This is a genomic window from Saccharopolyspora terrae, assembly GCF_004348435.1.
Classification (GTDB): domain Bacteria; phylum Actinomycetota; class Actinomycetes; order Mycobacteriales; family Pseudonocardiaceae; genus Saccharopolyspora; species Saccharopolyspora endophytica.
Genome location: NZ_SMKS01000031.1, coordinates 15845 through 36285, shown reverse-complemented (window position 1 = coordinate 36285; position 20441 = coordinate 15845). Strand labels below are relative to the sequence as shown.

17 protein-coding genes are annotated in these 20441 nt (G+C 69.8%); 5 read left to right on the top strand and 12 right to left on the bottom strand.

Features of this window, described 5'->3' with window-relative positions:
• Nucleotides 1–26: 26 nt before the first annotated feature.
• The 4 genes from E1181_RS18070 to E1181_RS18055 form a co-directional block, all read right to left on the bottom strand.
• Nucleotides 27–1478: a glutamate synthase subunit beta gene (locus E1181_RS18070; protein WP_132676298.1), complete on the bottom strand. Its 1452-nt coding sequence runs from the start codon at nucleotides 1476–1478 to the stop codon at nucleotides 27–29.
• Nucleotides 1471–6033: a glutamate synthase large subunit gene (gene gltB, locus E1181_RS18065; RefSeq protein ID WP_132676296.1), complete on the bottom strand. Its 4563-nt coding sequence runs from the start codon at nucleotides 6031–6033 to the stop codon at nucleotides 1471–1473. Before gltB ends, E1181_RS18070 begins: the two co-directional genes overlap by 8 nt.
• Before the next feature lie 430 nt (nucleotides 6034–6463).
• The gene (locus tag E1181_RS18060; RefSeq protein ID WP_235876854.1) at nucleotides 6464–7738 is read right to left on the bottom strand and encodes a glycosyltransferase family 87 protein; all 1275 of its coding nucleotides are present in this window, start codon (nucleotides 7736–7738) and stop codon (nucleotides 6464–6466) included.
• Nucleotides 7739–7893: 155 nt separating this feature from the next.
• Entirely contained in the window at nucleotides 7894–8379 is a 486-nt protein-coding gene (locus tag E1181_RS18055; RefSeq protein WP_132676294.1) for a MarR family winged helix-turn-helix transcriptional regulator, read from the bottom strand.
• Nucleotides 8380–8423: 44 nt separating this feature from the next.
• On the opposite strand from E1181_RS18055, the gene E1181_RS18050 reads away from it, so the two are divergent.
• The gene (locus E1181_RS18050; RefSeq protein WP_132676292.1) at nucleotides 8424–9965 is read left to right on the top strand and encodes an FUSC family protein; all 1542 of its coding nucleotides are present in this window, start codon (nucleotides 8424–8426) and stop codon (nucleotides 9963–9965) included.
• 24 nt (nucleotides 9966–9989) lie between these two features.
• Here the strand turns inward: E1181_RS18050 and E1181_RS18045 are convergent, their stop codons facing one another.
• Nucleotides 9990–10709, bottom strand: coding sequence for an ABC transporter ATP-binding protein (locus E1181_RS18045; RefSeq protein WP_132676290.1), 720 nt, complete (start codon nucleotides 10707–10709; stop codon nucleotides 9990–9992).
• Complete coding sequence (locus tag E1181_RS18040) at nucleotides 10682–11527, bottom strand: ABC transporter permease (protein ID WP_207922198.1); 846 nt, start codon at nucleotides 11525–11527, stop codon at nucleotides 10682–10684. The genes E1181_RS18045 and E1181_RS18040 overlap by 28 nt, the downstream gene beginning before the upstream one ends.
• Before the next feature lie 271 nt (nucleotides 11528–11798).
• Between E1181_RS18040 and E1181_RS18035 the strand changes: the two genes are divergently transcribed.
• Nucleotides 11799–12431 (top strand): 4'-phosphopantetheinyl transferase family protein, encoded by a 633-nt coding sequence (locus tag E1181_RS18035; protein WP_132676286.1) that lies wholly within the window; start codon nucleotides 11799–11801, stop codon nucleotides 12429–12431.
• Nucleotides 12432–12509: 78 nt separating this feature from the next.
• On the opposite strand, the gene wrbA is transcribed toward E1181_RS18035, so the two are convergent.
• The gene (wrbA, locus tag E1181_RS18030) at nucleotides 12510–13121 is read right to left on the bottom strand and encodes an NAD(P)H:quinone oxidoreductase (protein WP_132676284.1); all 612 of its coding nucleotides are present in this window, start codon (nucleotides 13119–13121) and stop codon (nucleotides 12510–12512) included.
• Nucleotides 13122–13278: 157 nt separating this feature from the next.
• Here wrbA and E1181_RS18025 point away from each other — a divergent pair, with 157 nt between their 5' ends.
• A complete protein-coding gene (locus E1181_RS18025; protein ID WP_235876853.1) occupies nucleotides 13279–13755 on the top strand; it encodes a MarR family winged helix-turn-helix transcriptional regulator in 477 nt (158 codons plus the stop codon).
• Nucleotides 13756–13840: 85 nt separating this feature from the next.
• Here E1181_RS18025 and E1181_RS18020 read toward each other — a convergent pair whose 3' ends face one another.
• Complete coding sequence (locus E1181_RS18020) at nucleotides 13841–15358, bottom strand: 3-hydroxyacyl-CoA dehydrogenase (RefSeq protein WP_132676282.1); 1518 nt, start codon at nucleotides 15356–15358, stop codon at nucleotides 13841–13843.
• Between the two features lie 194 nt (nucleotides 15359–15552).
• Between E1181_RS18020 and E1181_RS18015 the strand changes: the two genes are divergently transcribed.
• Both E1181_RS18015 and E1181_RS18010 read left to right on the top strand, forming a co-directional pair.
• Entirely contained in the window at nucleotides 15553–16761 is a 1209-nt protein-coding gene (locus E1181_RS18015) for an acetyl-CoA C-acetyltransferase (protein ID WP_132676280.1), read from the top strand.
• A gap of 105 nt (nucleotides 16762–16866) precedes the next feature.
• Complete coding sequence (locus E1181_RS18010) at nucleotides 16867–17328, top strand: PPOX class F420-dependent oxidoreductase (protein ID WP_408010110.1); 462 nt, start codon at nucleotides 16867–16869, stop codon at nucleotides 17326–17328.
• Nucleotides 17329–17368: 40 nt separating this feature from the next.
• On the opposite strand, the gene E1181_RS18005 is transcribed toward E1181_RS18010, so the two are convergent.
• The 4 genes from E1181_RS18005 to E1181_RS17990 form a co-directional block, all read right to left on the bottom strand.
• A complete protein-coding gene (locus tag E1181_RS18005) occupies nucleotides 17369–18046 on the bottom strand; it encodes a DUF998 domain-containing protein (RefSeq protein ID WP_132676276.1) in 678 nt (225 codons plus the stop codon).
• A 65-nt stretch (nucleotides 18047–18111) separates the two neighbouring features.
• Nucleotides 18112–19263, bottom strand: a complete 1152-nt coding sequence (locus E1181_RS18000) for a DUF6923 family protein (protein ID WP_132676274.1) — start codon at nucleotides 19261–19263, stop codon at nucleotides 18112–18114.
• Entirely contained in the window at nucleotides 19233–20000 is a 768-nt protein-coding gene (locus tag E1181_RS17995; protein WP_132676272.1) for a bestrophin-like domain, read from the bottom strand. Before E1181_RS17995 ends, E1181_RS18000 begins: the two co-directional genes overlap by 31 nt.
• Nucleotides 19997–20275 (bottom strand): helix-turn-helix domain-containing protein, encoded by a 279-nt coding sequence (locus E1181_RS17990; RefSeq protein WP_132676270.1) that lies wholly within the window; start codon nucleotides 20273–20275, stop codon nucleotides 19997–19999. Before E1181_RS17990 ends, E1181_RS17995 begins: the two co-directional genes overlap by 4 nt.
• Nucleotides 20276–20441 lie beyond the last annotated feature (166 nt).

Genomic DNA, 20441 nt, shown 5'->3' with positions numbered 1-20441 from the left:
GGGGCACCGCCTCCGCGCGCTCGAACTCAGACCATCGGGCGTTCGGTCGGCTCGATCGGAGCCGGCAGCACGTCCCGGCCGACGAGGTAGCGGTCCACCCCGGCGGCCGCCGAACGGCCTTCGGAGATGGCCCACACGATCAGCGACTGGCCGCGACCCATGTCGCCGGCGCTGAACACACCATCCACGCTGGACATGAAGTTCTCGTCGCGGGCGACGTTGCCGCGCGCGTCGAGTTCCACGCCCAGGTCCTCCAGCAGACCGGGCTTCTCCGGACCGACGAAGCCCATCGCCAGCAGCACCAGCTGGGCCGGGATCTCCCGCTCGGTGCCCGCCACCGGCTCGAAACCGGAGTCGGTGCGCTGGACCTCGACCAGCCGCAGCGACTGCAGCCGGCCCTGGTCATCACCCACGAACTCCTGGGTGTTGACCGAGTACAGCCGCTCGCCGCCCTCCTCGTGGGCGGAGGTGACCCGGTAGAGCATCGGGTAGGTCGGCCACGGGTGCGCCTCGGAGCGCTCCGCCGGCGGCTGCGGCATGATCTCCAGCTGCGTCACCGAGGCCGCGCCCTGGCGGTGCGCGGTGCCGACGCAGTCGGCGCCGGTGTCGCCACCGCCGATGACCACGACGTGCTTGCCCTCGGCGTGGATCGGCGAGCGCTCGAAGTCGCCCTCCTGCACCTTGTTCGCCAGCGGCAGGTACTCCATCGCCTGGTGCACGCCGTCCAGCTCCCGGCCCGTGGCGGGCAGGTCGCGGGCCTGCGTGGCCCCACCGGCGAGCACCACCGCGTCGTAGTCGGCGCGCAACTGCTCCACGGTGACGTCGACGCCGACGTTCACCCCGGTGCGGAACTCGGTGCCCTCGGCGCGCATTTGACCGAGCCGCCGGTCGAGCCGGCTCTTCTCCATCTTGAACTCGGGGATGCCGTAGCGCAGGAGTCCGCCGATGCGGTCGGCCCGCTCGTAGACCACGACGCTGTGACCCACGCGCGTCAGCTGCTGCGCGGCGGCGAGCCCGGCCGGGCCCGAGCCGATGACGGCGACCTTCTTGCCGGTCCGCTTCGAAGGCAGCTGCGGCTTGACGTAGCCGGCCTCCCAAGCCTTGTCGATGATGGAGATCTCGACCTGCTTGATGCTCACCGGATCGCTGTTGATGCCGACGACGCACGCGGCCTCGCACGGGGCGGGGCACAACGTCCCGGTGAACTCCGGGAAGTTGTTGGTCGCGTGCAGCCGCTCGATCGCGGACTCCCAGTCGTCCCGCCACACCAGGTCGTTCCACTCGGGGATCAAGTTGCCCAGCGGGCAACCCTGGTGGCAGAACGGAATTCCGCAGTCCATGCAGCGGCCGGCCTGCTTGGTCAGCCGCGGCTGCTCGAATTCCAGGTAGACCTCGCGCCAGTCCTTGATGCGCACGTCCACCGGGCGACGCTGCGGAGTCTCCCGCGGCGTCGTCATGAATCCCTTGGGATCAGCCATGAGCCGCCTCCATGATCGCCTCGTTGACGTCGCGCCCTTCGCGTTCGGCGGCGCTCTGCGCCTCCAGCACCCGCTTGAAGTCGCGGGGCATGACCTTGCCGAACCGCTCGACCGCGGTGTCCCAGTCGGCCAGCAGCTCGCGGGCCACCGCCGACTCGGTCTGCTCGTAGTGCCTGCGCACCCGGTCGTGCAGGAACTCGCGGTCTTCGTCGTCCAGCGCTTCCAGGTCGACCATCTCGGGGTTGATCCGCTGGGGATCGACGTCGAGCACGTAGGCGATGCCGCCGGACATGCCTGCCGCGAAGTTGCGGCCGGTCGTGCCGAGGATCACCGCGCGACCACCGGTCATGTACTCGCAACCGTGGTCGCCGACGCCTTCGACGACGGCGATCGCACCGGAGTTGCGGACGCAGAACCGCTCGCCGACGATGCCTCGGACGAACAGCTCACCGCTGGTCGCGCCGTAGAGCAGCACGTTGCCCGCGATGATGTTCTGCTCGGCCACGAACGGCGCCTTCGCATCGGGCCGGACCACGATCCGGCCACCGGAGAGGCCCTTGCCGACGTAGTCGTTGCCGTCGCCCAGCAGCCGCAGGGTGATGCCCCGCGGGACGAACGCACCGAAGGACTGCCCGGCGGAACCGGTGAAGGTCACGTCGATGGTGTCGTCCGGCAGGCCCTCGCCACCCCAGCGCCGGGTCAGCTCGGAACCGAGCATCGTGCCCACGGTCCGGTTGACGTTGCGCACCGGCAGGTCCAGGCGGACCGGAGTGCCCTCCTTGAGCGCGCCCTCGGACAACTGGATCAGCGTGTTGTCCAGCGCCTTCTCCAGACCGTGGTCCTGCTCGGTGGTCTGGTGCAGCGATGCGCCCGCGGGCAGCTCCGGGACGTGGGTGATCGGCGCGAGGTCCAGGCCCTGGGTCTTCCAGTGCCGCACGGCCTCGGAGGTGTCGAGCAGATCGGCGTGGCCGATGGCCTCCTCGAGAGACCGGAAGCCCAGCTCCGCCAGGTACTCCCGCACCTCCTGCGCGATGAACTCGAAGAAGTTCACCACGTACTCGGCCTTGCCGGAGAACTTCTCACGCAGCTTCGGGTTCTGCGTGGCCACGCCCACCGGGCAAGTGTCGAGGTGGCAGACCCGCATCATGATGCAGCCCGAAACCACCAGCGGTGCGGTGGCGAAGCCGTACTCCTCAGCACCGAGCAGTGCGGCGATCACGACGTCGCGACCGGTCTTGAGCTGACCGTCGGTCTGCACCACGATCCGGTCGCGCAGGTCGTTGGCCAGCAGCGTCTGCTGCGTCTCGGCCAGGCCCAGCTCCCAGGGACCGCCTGCGTGCTTGATCGACGACAGCGGCGAAGCACCGGTGCCACCGTCGTGACCGGAGATCAGCACGACGTCGGCGTGCGCCTTGGACACACCCGCCGCGACCGTGCCGACCCCGACCTCGCTGACCAGCTTGACGTGAATGCGCGCCTGGGGGTTGGCGTTCTTCAGGTCGTGGATCAGCTGCGCCAGGTCCTCGATCGAGTAGATGTCGTGGTGCGGCGGCGGCGAGATCAGCCCGACGCCGGGCGTGGAGTGCCGCGTCTTGGCCACCCACGGGTAGACCTTGCCGCCGGGCAGCTGACCGCCCTCGCCGGGCTTGGCGCCCTGGGCCATCTTGATCTGGATGTCGTCGGCGTTGACCAGGTATTCGCTGGTCACGCCGAAGCGGCCGGAGGCGACTTGCTTGATCGCCGAGCGCCGCGAGTCACCGTTGGCGTCCGGGGTGAACCGGTCGGCGTCCTCGCCGCCCTCACCGGTGTTGGACTTTCCGCCCAGCCGGTTCATGGCGATCGCCAGCGTCTCGTGCATCTCCTGCGAGATCGACCCGTAGGAGATGGCGCCGGTGGCGAAGCGCTTGACGATGGACGAGACGGGCTCGACCTCGTCCACCGGAACGGGCTTGCGCACGCCGTCGCGGAACTTGAACAACCCGCGCAGCGTCATTAGGTCGCGCGACTGGTCGTCGACGGCCTGGGTGTACTCCTTGAACACCTCGTAGCGCCCGGAGCGCGTCGAGTGCTGGAGCTTGAACACCGTCTTGGGGTTGAACAGGTGCGGTTCGCCCTCGCGGCGCCACTGGTACTCGCCGCCAACGGCGAGCGTGCGGTGCGGCGCCTGAACACCGTCGACCGGGTAGGCGCGGCGGTGCCGTTCGGCGACCTCCGCGGCCAGCACGTCGAACCCGACGCCGCCGAGGCGCGAGGTGGTGCCGGTGAAGCAGCGCTGCACGACCTCTTCGCCCAGGCCGATGGCCTCGAAGATCTGCGCACCGGTGTAGGAGGCCACAGTGGACACGCCCATCTTGGACATGGTCTTGCGGACGCCCTTGCCCAGCGCCTTGATCAGGTTCGCGGTGGCCTGCTCGGCCTCGGTTCCCTTGATGACGCCGGTGCTGACGAGATCCTCGACAGTGGCCATCGCCACGTAGGGGTTAACGGCAGCGGCTCCGTAACCGATGAGGAGAGCGACATGGTGCACTTCGCGGACGTCGCCTGCCTCGACGATCAAGCCCACCTTGGTGCGGTCCTTCTCCCGCACGAGGTGGTGGTGCACGGCACCGGTGGCCAGCAGCGACGGGATCGGCGCGCGCTCGGCATCGGCCTGGCGGTCGGACACCACGAGCACATGCGCGCCGTCGGCCACCGCAGCCGAGACCTCATCGCAGATCTCGTCCAGCCGCGCGCGCAGCGCCGCTCCCCCACCGGCGACCCGATAGGTGGCGTCGATGACGGCGGGCTTGAGGTCAGGCCGGTCGCCGTCGTCGTTGATGTGCACGATCTTGGCGAGCTGGGCGTTGTCGAGCACCGGGAACGGCAGCACCAGCTGGTGGCACACCTCCGGGGCGTGGTCGAGCAGGTTGTGCTCGGGTCCGACGTGGGTGCCCAGCGAGGTCACCAGCTCTTCGCGGATCGCGTCCAGCGGCGGGTTGGTGACCTGCGCGAACAGCTGGGTGAAGTAGTCGAACAGCTGCCGCGGGCGCTCCGACAGGGCGGCGAAGCCGGTGTCGTTGCCCATCGAGCCGATCGGCTCGGCACCGGTGGTGGCCATGGGCTGCAGCAGCACGCCCAGCTCTTCCTGGGTGTAGCCGAAGACCTGCTGCCGGTGCACGAGCGAGTCGTGCGAGGGCAGTTCGCGCTCGCGCTCGGGCAGGTCGCCCAGCCGCACGACGCCCGCGTCCAGCCACTCCTGGTACGGGTACTCGTCGGCGAGCTCGCCCTTGATCTCATCGTCGTCGATGATCCGGCCGGCGTCGGTGTCGACCAGGAACATGCGGCCCGGCTGCAGCCGGCCCTTGCGCACGACCTTGTCGGCCTCGAACTCCAGCACGCCGACCTCGCTGGCCAGCACGACGAGTCCGTCCTCGGTGACCCAGTAGCGACCGGGGCGGAGACCGTTGCGGTCCAGCACGGCGCCGATCTGGGTGCCATCGGTGAAGGCGACCAGCGCCGGACCGTCCCAGGGCTCCATCAGGTAGTTGTGGAACTCGTAGAACGCCTTGCGCTTGGGATCCATCTCGGCGTGGTTCTCCCACGCCTCCGGGATCATCATCAGCACCGAGTGCGGCAGCGACCGGCCGCCGAGGTGCAGCAGTTCGAGGACCTCGTCGAAGGTCGCCGAGTCGCTGGCCTCGGGAGAGGCGATCGGGTACAGCCGCTTGAGCTCACCGGGGATGAGGTCGGTGTCGAGCATGCTCTCGCGGGTCCGCATCCAGTTGCGGTTGCCCTTGACGGTGTTGATCTCACCGTTGTGCGCGATGAACCGGTACGGGTGCGCCAGCGGCCAGGAGGGGAACGTGTTCGTGGAGAACCGCGAGTGCACCAGGCCGATCGCGCTGGCGAAGCGCTCGTCGCCCAGGTCGGGGTAGAACGCGCCCAGCTGCGCCTCGGTGAGCATGCCCTTGTAGACGATGGTGCGCGCCGACAGGCTCGGGAAGTACACGTCGGCTTCGTGCTCGGCGCGCTTGCGCACGCAGAACGCCCGACGCTCGAACGCCAGCGCCGTCTCGGCCTGCTGCCCGTCCTGGGCGCCGATGAACAGCTGCCGGAAGTTCGGCATGGTCTCGCGCGCCGAGGTGCCCGCGCAGTCCGCTGCGATGGGGACCTCGCGCCAGCCGAGCAGGCGCAGGCCTTCCTCGGCGACGATCCGCTCGATGACGGCCACGGCTTCTTCAGCGGCGGCGTCGTCGGCGGGCAGGAACGCGGTGCCGGCCGCGTAGGTGCCGGCTTCGGGGAGCTCGAACGGCACGACTCCGCGGAAGAACGCGTCCGGGATCTGCGTCAGCAGCCCGACACCGTCGCCGGTCTCGGGATCGGCACCCTTGGCGCCGCGGTGCTCCAGGTTGCGCAACGCTGTCAGTGCTTTGTCAACCAGGTCGTGACTCCGCCGACCGCGAAGGTCGGCGACGAACGCGACACCACAGGCGTCGTGCTCATTGGCCGGGTCATACAGACCACTGGCTTGGGCGCTACGCTGCGCCACGCTTCTTGCATGGTGGGATTGGGGCATCGGACCTCCCGTCGACAGGTCGCGGCGTGCAGCAGGGCATGACTCAGCCACTGCGAACCGCGGAACCTTTGGGGGCACTGACGAATAAGGATGCGCCGTTGCACTCTCGGTCAGTTTGAGGCACTGTACAGACCCAGCGGCTCGAAAGCTACCGCTAGGTAACTCGACGTTAAGAAAACGTGACGACTCTCAGACTGTGAGACGTCGTTGTCGCAAAGGCCGGGAGCCCGAGAATTGTGCACCACACATATGTCCTAAGGCGACAGCTGAGGACCATCAGTGGTGTTGTTCACGATCTTCTTGCGCAGCACCGAATGTAGCCCGAATCGCAGCTCACGCCATTCGGATTCGGTTCAGACCCGCACATTTCCGTAATTGTTGGTACACGGTCCGCAGTCGAGGGCGCAATCACCCGAATGCGAATGCGTTTTCAGACACCAGCCGGTTCCGGCAGCGGAGAGGGCTGCGGCGCGACGCTGACCTGCTCACGGCGGGCGTAGCGCACCAGCAGGACGACGAGAACCAGCCCCAGCGCCGTGTAGGGGTTCCCGAACAGGTGCGCCACCACATCCCACGGCGGGCCGGCGGGCATCCAGTTGAACGCCGCCGCCAGCAGCGTGACCAGCGTCCACGCGGCCACCGCCAACCAGGCGAAACTGCGCCGCCGGACGGCGAAGGCGAGCAGCACCAGCAGGCCGGGAGCGCACCACACCCAGTGATCCGACCACGACGTGGGTGAGATCAACAGCGCCAGCAGGGCGTTGGCCAACACCGCGAGCACCGGTTCCACCCGGCGGACGGCGAACGCGACCGCGATCGTGGCAGCGACCGCCAGCACCAACCACAGCCCGTTCTGGGCCACGACCGGAAGTTCCAAGCGCACCAGCGCGCCCATGATGGACTGGTTGGTGTGGAAGGCCGACCCGCTCACGCCGTGCGCGGGCCCTTTGCCGAACCAGTACTCCACCGCAGCGGAGTAGTTCAGCGCGAAACCCGACAGCGTGGCCAGCGCCGCGGTGAGCACGGCGACGGCGGCGGCGCGGTAGTCCTTGCGGAAGACCAGGAACAGCAGGAACGCGGCCGGGGTGAGCTTGACGGCCGCGGCCAGACCGATGAGCAGCCCGCGCGGCCAGCGCGGTGATTCGGCCAAGCAGTCAGCCATGACCAGGCCCATCAGCAGGATGTTGACCTGCCCGAGCCCGAAGGACGAGTAGACCGGCTCCAAGAACAGCGTCCAGGGCAGCAGCACCATGGCCACGGCCAGCGCCCCGCGCTTGCCCACGGCGGGCCACAGGTGCCGCGTCACCAGGTACAGCGTGCCGCCGATGGCGGTCAGGTCCAGCAGGTAGAGCGCGATGAGGCCGGCGCTGAAGGGCAGCAACGCCAGCGGTGCCAGCGGGGCGAGCGCGAACGGCGGGTACACCCACGGCAGGACGCGGCCGATGCTCACCGTCGGCGCGGTGTTCATGATGTCGCCGCCGGCCAGCCAGGTGTGCACCGCCCAGCGGTAGACCTGGTAGTCGATGGCCGACTCCTCGCCGATCCCCGCGCGAGGGGTGAGCAGCAGCAGGCCGAGCGAGGCCAGCACGAGCGGAACGGATATCAGCGTGATCGCGCGCGAGTTCGCCACCACGAAGGCGCGCAGGCGGCCAGGCAGACCGCCGAGGTCCAGATCAGGAACGGTGCCGATCCGTACCGTGGCCACCCTGTGTCCTCTCGTCCGAGCGGCACCGGTCGTGGTGCGTGATCATCCGATCACAGCGAGTTCGCCGAGCCGCGGGAATTCCCCGGTGAAGCCGGAAAACCTTAACCCACCTCGCGCGCGCTCCGGCATTCGCCTCGCCGGGCGCGATCGGATGTTCAGCCGACCAAATCCACCGGCTCCAGGACCTTCGCCAGCAGTTCACCCAGTCGAGCCCGCTCGGCCTCGCTGAGCGGTTCCAGCAGCGCTCGCTCGCGCTCCAGCTGAGCCGGGAAGACCCGATCCATGATCTCCCGGCCCCGATCGGTGAGCCGCACGTCAACCTCACGCCGGTCGCGGGCGGAGGTGCTGCGGGTGATCAGGCCTTCGTCCTCGAGCCGTGCGAGCCGCTTGGTCGTGGCGGCGCCGGACGACAGCATCTCCTTGGTGAGCTGGCTGGGGCGCAGGCCACCGCCTGCCCGGCGCAGGGCGCTGAGCACCTCGAGCTCCATCCGGGACAGCCGCAGGTCGTCGAGGACCTCGTCGTGCCGCTGGTTGGTCAGCGCCGCGAGCCTGCGCACCCGCCCGATGACCTCGATCGGGGACAGGTCCAGGTCCGGGTACCGCTCGCGCCATTGATCGCGGATCCGTCCGACGACGTCCAACGTCACACTCCTTCACGAGTAAAACACCTTGTAATATTTTACTAGTGAACGGTTCTTTGCTCCAGACCTTGCGCACCCGAGACGCCCTGCGCATCACGTCGATCTTCGGCGGAGTGCTGGTACCCGCTCTGCGAGTCGGCGTCTCCTTCGCCGTGCCGATCATCGCGTTGCTACTAGCAGGACGTCTGGACCTCGCACCGTTCGCCGCGCTCGGCGCGTTCACCTCGCTGTACTGCCGGGTCGACCCCTACCCGCGACGGGCGTGGCTGCTGCCGGTGGTGGCCGCGGGCCTGACCGCGAGCGTGGCCGCCGGAGCGGTGACCTCGGCGTTCGACGCCGGTGGCGTGGTCAAGGTGCTGGTCCTGACCCTGGTGGCGACCCTGGCCAAGCTGCTGGCCGACGTGGTGCGGCTGGGTCCGCCCGCAGGGCTGATGTTCGTCTTCGCCGCAGGTGCCGCCGCGTACTCGCCTCAGACCTGGAGCGGTTTCGCCGAGGTCGTCGCGATCACCGGGGCCTCAGCGGCGCTGTCCTACGCCCTCAGCATGGTGGGCGGCGCACTGCACCCGACTGGTCCGCACCGGTTGGCGACCGCGCGGGCTCTGCTGGCGGTCGCCGACCACCTGGAGGCGCCGAACGCGGCCGCCCGGCGCCGAGCCCACACCGCCCTGCACCACGCGCTCACCGCGCTGCCCTCCGGCGAGCGCCGAACGACCGTGCTGCTGCGCGGACATCTCGCGCACGCGCTGCACCTGCTGCACCACCCGGCGGACGCGGCCGCGGAACTGCGCACCGCCGCCAAGCGGATGCGTCGCGGTCGCGTTCCGGCGCCGGGCCAGCACCGGCCGCTGCCCCGGCCGGTGGTCGCCGAACGCGCCGGACTCGCCGAGTTCCGCACCAACGCGCTGCGGATGGCGGTGGCCTCGCTGGTCACCGGACTGCTCGCGTCGACGTTCCAGCTCGACCACGCCTACTGGGCGGTGGTCTCGGTCAGCTCCGTGCTCCAGTCGCACAACACCGCGACGACCTGGCAGCGCGCGGTGCAGCGCACCGCGGGCACCGTCGCCGGGTCGCTGCTGGCGCTGGGCATCTTCGCGGTCGACCCCACACCGGCGACGATCCTGGTGGTGATCGTAATCTGCCAGATCGCCGCGGAGCTGGTGGTCATGGCCAACTACGGGCTCGGCCTGACCTTCGCCACCCCGCTGGCGCTGTGCCTGGCAGCGCTGAGCCAGCCGACCGACCGCCTGCAGCTCGTCGCCGAACGGGTCGGCATGACGCTGTTCGGCGCGCTGCTGGGCGTCGGGGTCTGCCTGGTGCTGACCAACAGCCGGGCGCGGACGCGGTTGCGCGAGGCGCTGGAGGGCTGCCGCCGGGCCGCCCGGGACCTGCAGCGCTCCCCCGCCGATCCGCAGGCGCGCGAGCACCTGCTGCGCGCGCTCTTCGCGCTGCGCGACGCGCACCAGGTCGCGGCGGGCGAGCCGCTGCACCCGCACCACGGTGACCAGGAGGTCCTCGACACCGAGCACGAGGCGTACCGGCTGCTGGCCGCCACTACGGCTCCGGCCGGGCGAACCCCGTCCGGCTGACCCCTCTTACCTCGTCTCGGCCGATCATTCGACGCCGAGGCGGGCGAGCAGCTCCGCGCGCATCGCGACGAACTCCGGGTCACCGACCTCGCGCGGGCGCGGAAGGTTCAGGACCTTGTCGTAGCCGATGCGGCCCTCGTGCATGACCAGCACGCGGTCGGCGAGCAGCAGCGCCTCCTCGACGTCGTGGGTGACCAGCAGGATCGCGCAGCCGTGCCGCTGCCACAGCTCCCCGACGAGTTGCTGCGCCTTGATCCGGGTCAGCGCGTCCAGAGCCGAGAAGGGTTCGTCGAGCAGCAGCAGGTCCGGTTCGCGGACCAAGGCGCGTGCCAGGGACGTCCGCTGCGCCTCACCACCGGAGAGGACCTTCGGCCACACGTCCACCCGGTGGCCGAGGCCGACCTCTTCCAGCGCCGCGACGGCTCGCTGCTTGTCCGGTCGGCCGGGCAGGCCGAGAACGACGTTGTGCCACACGCGCTTCCAGGGCATCAGCCGAGGCGACTGGAACGCCACAGCACGGCGTTCGGCGACCTCGACGTCCCCGGTGACCTCCTGGTCGAGGTCGGCGAGGATGCGCAGCAGCGTCGACTTGCCGCAGCCGCTGGGCCCCAGCAGCGCGACGAACTGGCCGGGCTCGATGTCCAGGTCCAGCTCGCGCAGGACGGTGCGATCTCCGAAGCTGCGCGAAAGACCCCGGACGGCAGCCGGTTTCGTGGTCACTTCCCGCTGAACGCCGGTCGCCATGCCAGCACCACCCTTTCCAGTCCGCGAACGATGAAGTCGGCGACGAGGCCGAGCAAGGCGTAGAGCACGAGGCAGACCACAATCACGTCGGTCTGGAAGAACTCACGCGCGGTGTTCATCTCGTAGCCGATCCCGGCGGAGGCGTTGATGGTCTCGCCGAAGACCAGCGCCAGCCAGGCGGATCCGAGCGCGTAGCGCAGACCGACCAGGGCGTTGGGCATCGCGGCGGGCAGGATCACGTGGCGGACCTGCGCGAGCTGCCCCAGCCCGAGTGTCTTGGCGGCCTCGACCAGTCCGGCGTCGACGTTGCGGATGCCGCCGTAGATGTTCATGTACAGCGGGAAGGTGACCGCCAACGCGATCAGCACGATCTTGGGCTCCTCACCGATGCCAAACCAGATGATCAGCAGCGGGATCAGCCCGATGACCGGGACGGTGCGCAGCATCTGCATCGGCGCGTCGATGAGGTCCTCGCCGCGCCGGAAGAGCCCGGACAGCGTGGCCAGCAGCGTCGCGGCCACCACGCCGATGACCAGGCCCGCGCCGACGCGCTGCAGCGACACGGCGATGGCCTCCTGCAGCCGTCCTTCGGCGAACAGGTCCACGCCGGTCGCCAGGACGGTCGCCGGGGAGGCGAGCGTGTCGTCGCTGAGCACTCCGGTGGCGCTGAGCGCCTGCCACAGCGCCACCAGCGCGATGGGGCTGATGAGCTTGAAAGTCCAACGGGGGATGCGGGATTCGCGCCGGGCGGTGCGGGTGCGCACCTGGGTGACGGGTATCTGCTCACCCGTGCGGACGGGTGTCAGGTGTGTGGTCATGAGGGCTCCACGGGCGTGGGCGGACATGCGGAAGCGACCACCGGAGAAGGCTCAGCACGGTGGTGCGGGAGAGAGGAGGAGAGCAGCGTCAGGCGCGACACAGCGCCGAGGAGACGCGGGAGTAGTCCACGTAGCCCCGGATCGTCAGTGGCACCGACGGGATCATGGCGATGACGCTAGACCGCACGTCGCCGGCTGTAAACGGCACTCCACGTGCTGAGACGTCGCACCGTCTGCCCAGGTCAGATACCAGATGAGCTAGGTTGTCGGGGTGATCGAGGAGCTCCTGCCCGACGTGGTGGCCACCGCCGAGACCTTCGACGACCCACCCGAGGCGACGCTGTTCGACGCCGAAGCGGTCGAGATCGTCAAGGCGGTCGCCAAGCGGCGCCGCGAGTTCACCAGCGGCCGCTGGTGCGCCCACCGGGCGATGCGCGCGCTGGGCGTTCAGCCGGTGCCGCTGCTGCGCGGCGAGCGCGGAGCACCGCAGTGGCCAGCGGAGGTGGTCGGCAGCATCACGCACTGCGCCGGTTATCGGGGCGCGGCCGTGGCCCGGCGGCGACAACTGCGTTCGGTGGGGATCGATGCCGAGCAGCACGAGCCGCTTCCCGACGGCGTGCTCGACGTCGTCTCGCTACCCGTGGAGCGCGAGCACATCGCGGAGCTCAGCGCCCGCGACCCGGACATCCGCTGGGACCGAATCCTGTTCAGCTGCAAGGAATCGGTCTACAAGACCTGGTACCCGGTGACCGGCGAGTGGCTCGGTTTCGAGGACGCGGAGCTGGAGTTCGGCGCGGGCAGCTTCACGGCCCGGTTGCACAAGAGCGCCGGCGGGCTGACGGGTTTCAGCGGTCGCTGGCTGGTCCGCGACGGGCTCGTCCTCTCCGCCATCGCGCTGGAGTGATGACCGAAACGCGCCTTCCCGCCTCCCGAACGGCGCGGGAAGCGGGAAGACGTCGTCATCAGCGCGGATTCGGTGCGGTCACGCACCGTTCTTCAGGGCGCGGGCGACCTTGACCACGCGGTGGGCCTGGACGGACGCGGCGGCGCGGGTGACGTCGCCGACCTTGTTCTCGCCCTGCGCGTCGACGTGGCTGGTGCCGTAGGGGTTTCCGTCGACGAACTTGCTGCCGTCGGTGTAGCCCGGCGCGACCACGATGCCACCGAAGTGGTGGATGGTGTTGTACAGCGCCAGCAGCGTGGACTCCTGCCCGCCGTGGGCGGTCGAGCTGGAGGTGAAGCCGCTGTAGACCTTGTCGGCGAGCCTGCCCTGCGCCCACTCGCCGCCGAGGGTGTCGATGTACTGCTTGAGCTGGGCGGCGATGTTGCCGAAGCGGGTCGGCGAACCGAAGATCACCGCGTCGGCCCACACGACGTCGTCCGGGGTGGCCTCCGGCACCGAGCGGGTGGCTTCGACGTTGGCGCGCCAGGCCGGGTTGCTGTCGATGGCCGAGTCGGGGGCCAGTTCGGGCACTCGGCGCAGCCGCACCTCGGCACCCGCCGCCTCGGCTTCGGCGACCAGGGTGTTGGCGATCTCAGCGCCGATCCCGGTGGACGAGTAGTAGATGACGCTGACCTTGACGGCGTTGCTCACGGTCCAAAACTCCTGTTCACGCGGCAGATCGCCCGAATCGGTCGATCTCTTGCAGGCAAGACAATACCGAGGAATTGTCTTCCTCGCAAGCGACTTTCCGGAAAACGTCTTTCATGTAGCATCGGGCTCCACGAACATGCAGTGAAGGAGCGTTGCGTTGAACGAGGCGATCGGTCCGGACAGCGCCGTCGACGACGACGAGATCGTCACCTGGTGGGGCCTGGTCATCGAGGGCTACCACGTCACGGCCGCCAAGCTGGCCACCGCGATCATGGACGGGTACGGCCTGCCGATGGCCTCCCTCGACATCCTTCTCCGGCTCGTGCGCTCCCCCGACAGCAGGATGCCGATGACCAAGCTCGCCCGTGAGGCGGCTCTGAGCAGCGGCGGGTTCACCAAGGTCGCCGACCGGCTGGCCAAGGCCGACCTGATCTGCCGCGTGCCCAGCGAGACCGACCGCCGGGTCACCTACGCCGAGCTGACCGACCACGGCCTGGACGTGGCCAACCGCGCCCGCGAGACGGCGGCCCAGGTCCTGCGCGAGCACGTCCTCACTCCCCTGGGCCAGGACGACTCGCGAGCCTTGGCCCAGGCCATGCGCACGCTGCGCGAGGCCAACACGCCCGAGGACTGAGCCCGGTTCAAGTCCTGGGCGGTTTCGGCACGCATCAGGAGCGGCGCGCGGAATCCGCTTGCGCCGAGCAACCTCTGAGCAGCTGCTAGAGGACGTCGGCGACCGCGGTGCCGGTCTCGTCCAGCGCCAAGCCGAGGTCGGCGCGTTCGACCAGCCAGCGGCTGGGCCGGTAACGCGGGTCGCCGGTGGCGGAGTGCAGCGCGCGCAGGATCGTCAGCACCCGGCGCGCTCCCAGCTGCTGACCCCACTCCAGCGGTCCGCGCGGGTAGCCCAGCGCGAGGCGCACGGCGGTGTCGATGTCGCCGGGTGTGGCCAGCCGCTGCTCGGCGATGAAGCAGCTGGTGTTGACGATCGCCGCGAGCAGGCGCTGGGCGATCATCCCCGGGCCGTCGCGCACGACGGTCACCGCGCGTCCAGTCGCGGACAGCGCCGCCCAGGCCGCGCGGGCCACGTCCGGGTCGGTGGCCGGGTGCACGGTCAGCGTGCACCGGGTGGCGTTGCTCAGCGGGTCCACGCCGCAGACGCGCTCGGCGGGCAACCGGGCCGCCGAGGCCGCGCTGTGCCCGTAGGGCGTGACCAGCACGATCTCCGCCGAGGACGGTTCGTCACCGCCCTCGACCGGCACGCCCGCCTCCGCCAGCGATTCCAGCAGCGCGGTGTCGTCGGCCCACACCGTCGCGCCGGTGACCTCCGGCGCGACGGCCTCGGGCCGTTCCTGCTTGACGCCGTCCTCGTAGCGGTAGAACCCCTCCCCCGTCTTGCGGCCGAGCAGTCCCGCCTCCAGCCGAGCGCGGGTGATCGGGGACGGGCGCAGCCTGGGGTCGCCGTAGTAGCCGGTGAAGATGCTCTCCATCGCCGGGTGCGTGACGTCCAGCCCGGTGAGGTCCATCAGCTCGAACGGCCCCATCTTCAGTCCGAGCACGTCCCGGGCGATGCGGTCGACGTCCTCCGGGGTCGCCAGGTCCTCCGCGAGGATCTGCAGCGCTTCGGTGATCAGACCGCGCCCGGCGTGGTTGACCAGGAATCCCGGCGTGTCGGTGGCCCGCACCGGCGTGTGCCCCAGCCGGCGGACCAGTTCGGTGAGCGCGTCCGGCAGGTGGGCGGCCGTGCGAGCGCCGGGGATGACCTCGACCAGGCGCATCAGCGGCACGGGGTTGAAGAAGTGCAGGCCGGCGAGCCTGCTCGGGTCCTGCAGAGCGGTGGCGATCGAGGTGACCTGCAGCGAGCTGGTGTTGGTGGCGAACGCGGTGTGCTGCGGGCAGGTCCGTTCGAGCTCGGCGAACAGCTGGCGCTTGGTGTCGAGGTCCTCCCGGACGGCTTCGACGACCAGGTCGCAGTCGGTTTCGCTCAGCGGGTCGGAGACCGGAACGAGCCGGCGCGTCGCGGCGGCGGCCTCCTCGGCGCTCATCCGGCCCTTGCCCGCGAGCTTGTCGTACATCCGGCCGATCTCGGCCACCGCGGTCTCGACGGCCTCCGGTCGAGCATCGGCGAGCTCGACGGTGATGTCGGCGGCCGCGCAGATCTGGGCGATGCCGCGCCCCATGACACCGGTGCCGATCACCCGCACGGTCTTCACGCGCTCCGCCCACTCGCCCGGCAGCATGGTCGACTCCTTCGTTGACGACACCGATTCCGGTCAGCTTCGCACGCCTCGCCGAGAGCGTCCAATACCGAATTCACACCCCGGTGAGACGCGTTCGGACATAATCGCCGCTTCTTACGATCCGCGCTGAAGCTGTGCTACCAACGAAAGAACGACGTCCGAAACGGCGGCGTGCCAACGCGAAGGAGCAAGTGATGCGCGAAGCGGTGATCTGCGAGCCGCTGCGGACCCCGATCGGCCGGTTCGGCGGAGTGTTCAAGACGGTGTCGGCGGTGGAGCTGGCCGCCACCGCGATCAAGGGCCTGCTGGAGCGCACCGGGCTTCACGGCGAGGAGATCGACGAGGTCATCCTCGGCCACTGCTACCCCACCTCGGACGCCCCTGCGATCGGCCGGGTCGCCGCGCTCGACGCCGGGCTTCCGGTGGAGGTCGGCGGAACCCAGATCGACCGCCGCTGCGGGTCGGGCCTGCAGGCCGTGGTCGACGCCGCGATGCAGGTGCAGACCGGGGTCAGCGACGTGGTGCTGGCCGGTGGCGCCGAGAGCATGAGCAGCGCGCCGTTCTACACCACCGAGGCCCGCTGGGGCATTCGCGGCAGCGGACTGGAGCTGCACGACTCGCTGGCCCGCGGCCGCACGACGGCGGGCGGCGAGAACTACCCCGTTCCGGGCGGGATGCTGGAGACCGCCGAGAACCTGCGGCGCGAGTACGGCATCGCGCGGGAGGAGCAGGACGAGCTGGCGGTCCGCTCGCAGCAGCGCGCCGCCGAGGCGCAGCAGGCCGGGCGCTTCGACGACGAGCTGGTGCCGGTGCCGGTGCGCTCCCGCAAGGGCGAGGTCGTCATCGACGTCGACGAGCACCCCCGGCCGGACACCACGCTGGAGCAGCTCGCCGGCCTCAAACCGGTGCTGGGCAAGAACGACCCGGACGCGACCGTGACCGCGGGCAACGCCAGCGGCCAGAACGACGCCGCTTCGATCTGCGTCGTCACCACTCCGGAGAAGGCCGCCGAGCTGGGACTCCGCCCCCTCGTGAAGCTGGTGTCGTGGGCGCGGGCCGGCGTGCCGCCGCGGACCATGGGCATCGGTCCGGTGCCGGCGACGGCCAAGGCGTTGCAGCGCGCCGAGATCGGCCTGGCCGATGTGGACCTCATCGAGCTCAACGAAGCCTTCGCGGCGCAGGTGCTGGCCTGCACCCGCGAGTGGGAGTTCAAGCCCGCCGACTTCGACCGGCTCAACGTCAACGGTTCCGGCATCTCCCTCGGGCACCCGGTGGGCGCCACGGGTGGCCGGATCCTCGCGACGCTGTCGCGCGAGATGCAGCGCCGCGAGGCCCGCTACGGGCTCGAGACCATGTGCATCGGAGGCGGGCAGGGCCTGGCCGCCGTCTTCGAACGGGTCTAGAAACGCCGGTCAGCAGGCAACGATCCACAGTGGAGGGCGGGCGATCGTCGGTGGCGGGGACTAGGCTGGACGGCGTTCTCAGCGATCTGTTTCGAGGAGCTGTTCATGGCGATCGCCACCGCTGACAAGGTCGACCGCGAAGCTCTGCTGGAGTTCCTGCGACCGAGGCACAAGGGCGTCCTGGTCACCAGCCGAGCCGACGGTCGGCCCCAGATGTCGCCGCTGACCTGCGGTGTGGACACCGAGGGACGGCTGGTCATCTCGACCTACCCGGAGCGGGCCAAGACGCGGAACCTGCGCCGCAACCCGCAGGCCTCGGTGTGCGTGGTCTCCGACGAGTGGAACGGCCCGTGGGTGCAGGTCGACGGCACCGCGGAGGTGCTGGACATGCCCGACGCGCTGGACGGCCTGGTCGAGTACTTCCGGTGCATCTCCGGCGAGCACCCGGACTGGGACGAGTACCGGGAGGCGATGGTCCGCCAGGACAAGTCTCTGATCCGGATCACCATCGACCGCTGGGGCCCGATCGCCACCGGCGGTTTCCCGGCTCGACTCGCCCAGGACTGAACTCGTTCACCGACGCCCCGGTCCCGCGTGGACCGGGGCGTCAGGCCGTCCGGACCCGGACGTTGAAGGCCCGGGAGAAGCGAGCGCTGCGCAGGAACACCGACAGCAGCATCAACCACCCGAAACCGACGCACAGCGCGATGCGCTGGTAGAGCCCCGCGTGGGGCTCGAAGTCGGCAACCCCGGCGAAACCGAGCACGGCCAGCACGAATCCGATCGCGCAGGCCACCGCGGTCGCGAAGCAGTAGGCAGCCCACCAGGGGTGTTCGGTCGACCAGAACAGCCGGCCCTGCAACCAGCTCGCGACGGGAACCCCCAGGAACACGCCGATCGCGAAGAACTGGTGGAGCACACCGGTCGCGGTGATCTCCCCCACCTCACCCGGCGGGTAGCCGTTGACCGGGTCGGTGGTGAAGAAACCGGCACCGATGAGACCGACGCCGATCGCGATGATCAGACCGGGAATCCACCAGTCGCCGCCCAACCGCAGCAGCACCGACCGCGCCCCGAACGCGAAGCTGGCGACCAGGACACCGCTGATGCAGAAGTTCACCGCCTGCGCCCAGCCGAGCGAACCGATCGCCAGCGAACTCACCGAGTGGCGGAGCGGGTCGTAGTCCGACCGCACCGAACCGAGCACCAGGAACACGGCCACGAACAGCACCGCGCCTGCGGTCCCGCAGCGAAGCAGCGTCCGTTCATCCCGAGCCTGCAGCATGCGCGGCAGCCTAGCCGGTGACATCACCTCCAGATCCCACGGTCGTGACCAGCATCGCCGCGCGCTCAGCCCCGTCCCAGCGCGCGGACGGCCGCGCTCCCGCCGATGAGCAGCACCAGGGCGGCCACCGCCCAGCGCCGCTTCTCCTGCGTGGTGTGCCCGGCCTCGTCGGCGTCGGGGTCCTCGAACACCGAGGCGGGCGAGGCGGTTTCCGACGGTTCGGACGGCTCCTCGACCGGTTCAGGCGGCACCGGTCCGCGGGTGGGCGTGGGCGTCACCGTCGGAGCGGGCCGCGTGGGAGCCGACGTCGTCGGGGGCGCCGTCGTGGACGTCGCGGGCGCCGGCGGCGTTGGTCGTGTCGTTGTTGGTGGCGGCGGCGGTGTCGTCGTTGGTGACGGTGGCGACGGAGTTGGTGGTGGACGTCGCAGGCATCCCGCGGCGTCGGAACTGGACATGTGCGGCACATCGGCCAGTTTCACCAATGCTCCGCCGCTGCCGAGCCGGTACGTCCCGCCGCTGTGGTTGGCGGTGACGTAGAGCGCCCGGTCCCGCCCGATCACGACGGACCCGTAGCTGTCGGACAGCAGCCCGGGCAGCCGCACCACCGGATCGACGGCGCCGGTGCGGTGGTCGATCCGGATCACCGCCGGGATTCCCGCGTAGGTCTGGGCGACTCCGTAGAGCAGCCCGTCGGGGCCGACGTCGAAGTCGTCGACCCCGAACGGACCGTGGTGCTCGTCGAGTTCGACCGAGGACAGCACGTGCCGGAACGTCGGGCTCGCAGGATCGACGTCCACCGCGTGCAGGTGGTCGTCTTCGAGGACGTACCAGCGGTCTCCTGCGATCGCCCCCGCCGTCGGGTGGTCCAGCGGGTTCCACCGGGTGTCGGTACGCCCCGCGATGACCGGTCCGAGGTCCAGCGGTCGATCGCTCGGCCACAGCACGACCACGTGACCACCGTCGGAGAAACCCGACGCGATGCCGTAGGCGAAGCCCTGCGCGGTCGAGTACCCGAGAGCGTTCACCCGGCACGGCAGCGCACCGACCCGGGTGTCGGTGAAGTCGGGCAACACCACCCGGTGCAGCACCGAGGCGCTGCCCCGGGTGCGGACCTGCAGCGCCTCGCACGCCGGATCCGCCTCGGCGGCCGGGGCGACCACCGCTGCCAGCAGCGCGAGGGCCCCGGCTAGCCCCGCCCGAGACGTGCGAGCGCCCACTGGAACGCCTCCGGTTCGATCCGCGACCCGCCGCTGAACGGGTTCTGCAGCTGGAAGATCGCGAACAGCAGCAGCGCCAGCGCACCGGCCAATGTGGACACCAGAACGATGTGCGGGAACAACTTCGTGCCACCGAAGAGGTTCGGCAGCAGCACGCACCCCAGGCTGCCCACGATCAGCACGAACCACACGACCGCGACGACCCCGCGGTCGAACGCCCGGGTGAGCCGTTCGTGCCGTTCCGCGTAGACGTCCTTGAGCTTGTCCAGTGCCTCGGACTTGCGGCCCTCCTGGAACTCCCCGTCGGCCGGCGCGTTGACCACCACCGTCCGGATCTGGTCCAACCGCCCCCAGCCCGGCCCACCGACCGGAGCTCCGCGCTGCATCTGCGGCCATTCGGCGCCGACGACGCCGTCGAGGTAAGCCACGCTGTGCCTGCGCACCTCGGCAGCCGTCGGCGCCGGCAGGGATTCCACGGCCCAGGACACCGCCACGAGGTCTTGGGCCTCCTGGTAGGCGCCCTGCCTGGCGTCGGTGACCGCGTCGAAGAGCGTCACCAGCACGAACGCCAGGACCACGGCCTGCAGGCCGCTGACGATGGTGAAGACCTGCCCGGCGGCGTCGTTGTTGCTCGGTCTCCCCTCGTCCTGGCCGATCCTGCGCACCAGGTAGCCGATCAGCGCCGCGCCCAGCGATGCGCCGAGCACCCAAACGGTTCCGCTGAGGACCAGGTTCATTCCGCGATTCTCGCGGTCGTCTCGCGGACGACGTCAGGTTGTCGCGGTGCGGGCACCACCTGCGCTTCGGGCTCCAGCAGGTCACCGACCTCGCAGCCCAGCACGCGGCAGATGATGTCGAGATCGTCCAGCTTCAGGCTGGCGGGGGTCTTCGACCACAGGCCGGACATCTTCCCGGCGGAGATCACCAGGCCGTGCTCGGCGAATCTCCGCTGCAGGTCGGTGGCCTTCCAGATACCGCGCTGCGCCGCGACCAACCGCAGGTTCCACTTCACGCGAAATCGCCTCCTGGAGAGAAGAGTCAACCGGTTCGCCGATTCTGATGGTCCTTCACCTATCTCGACCGAACCCGGGAAACACCCGGCAGAACCACATCCCGAACAATACGCCCAAGATCGCCGGTAAATGGATAACCCGATTCGTGGAATTCGAGTTCACACA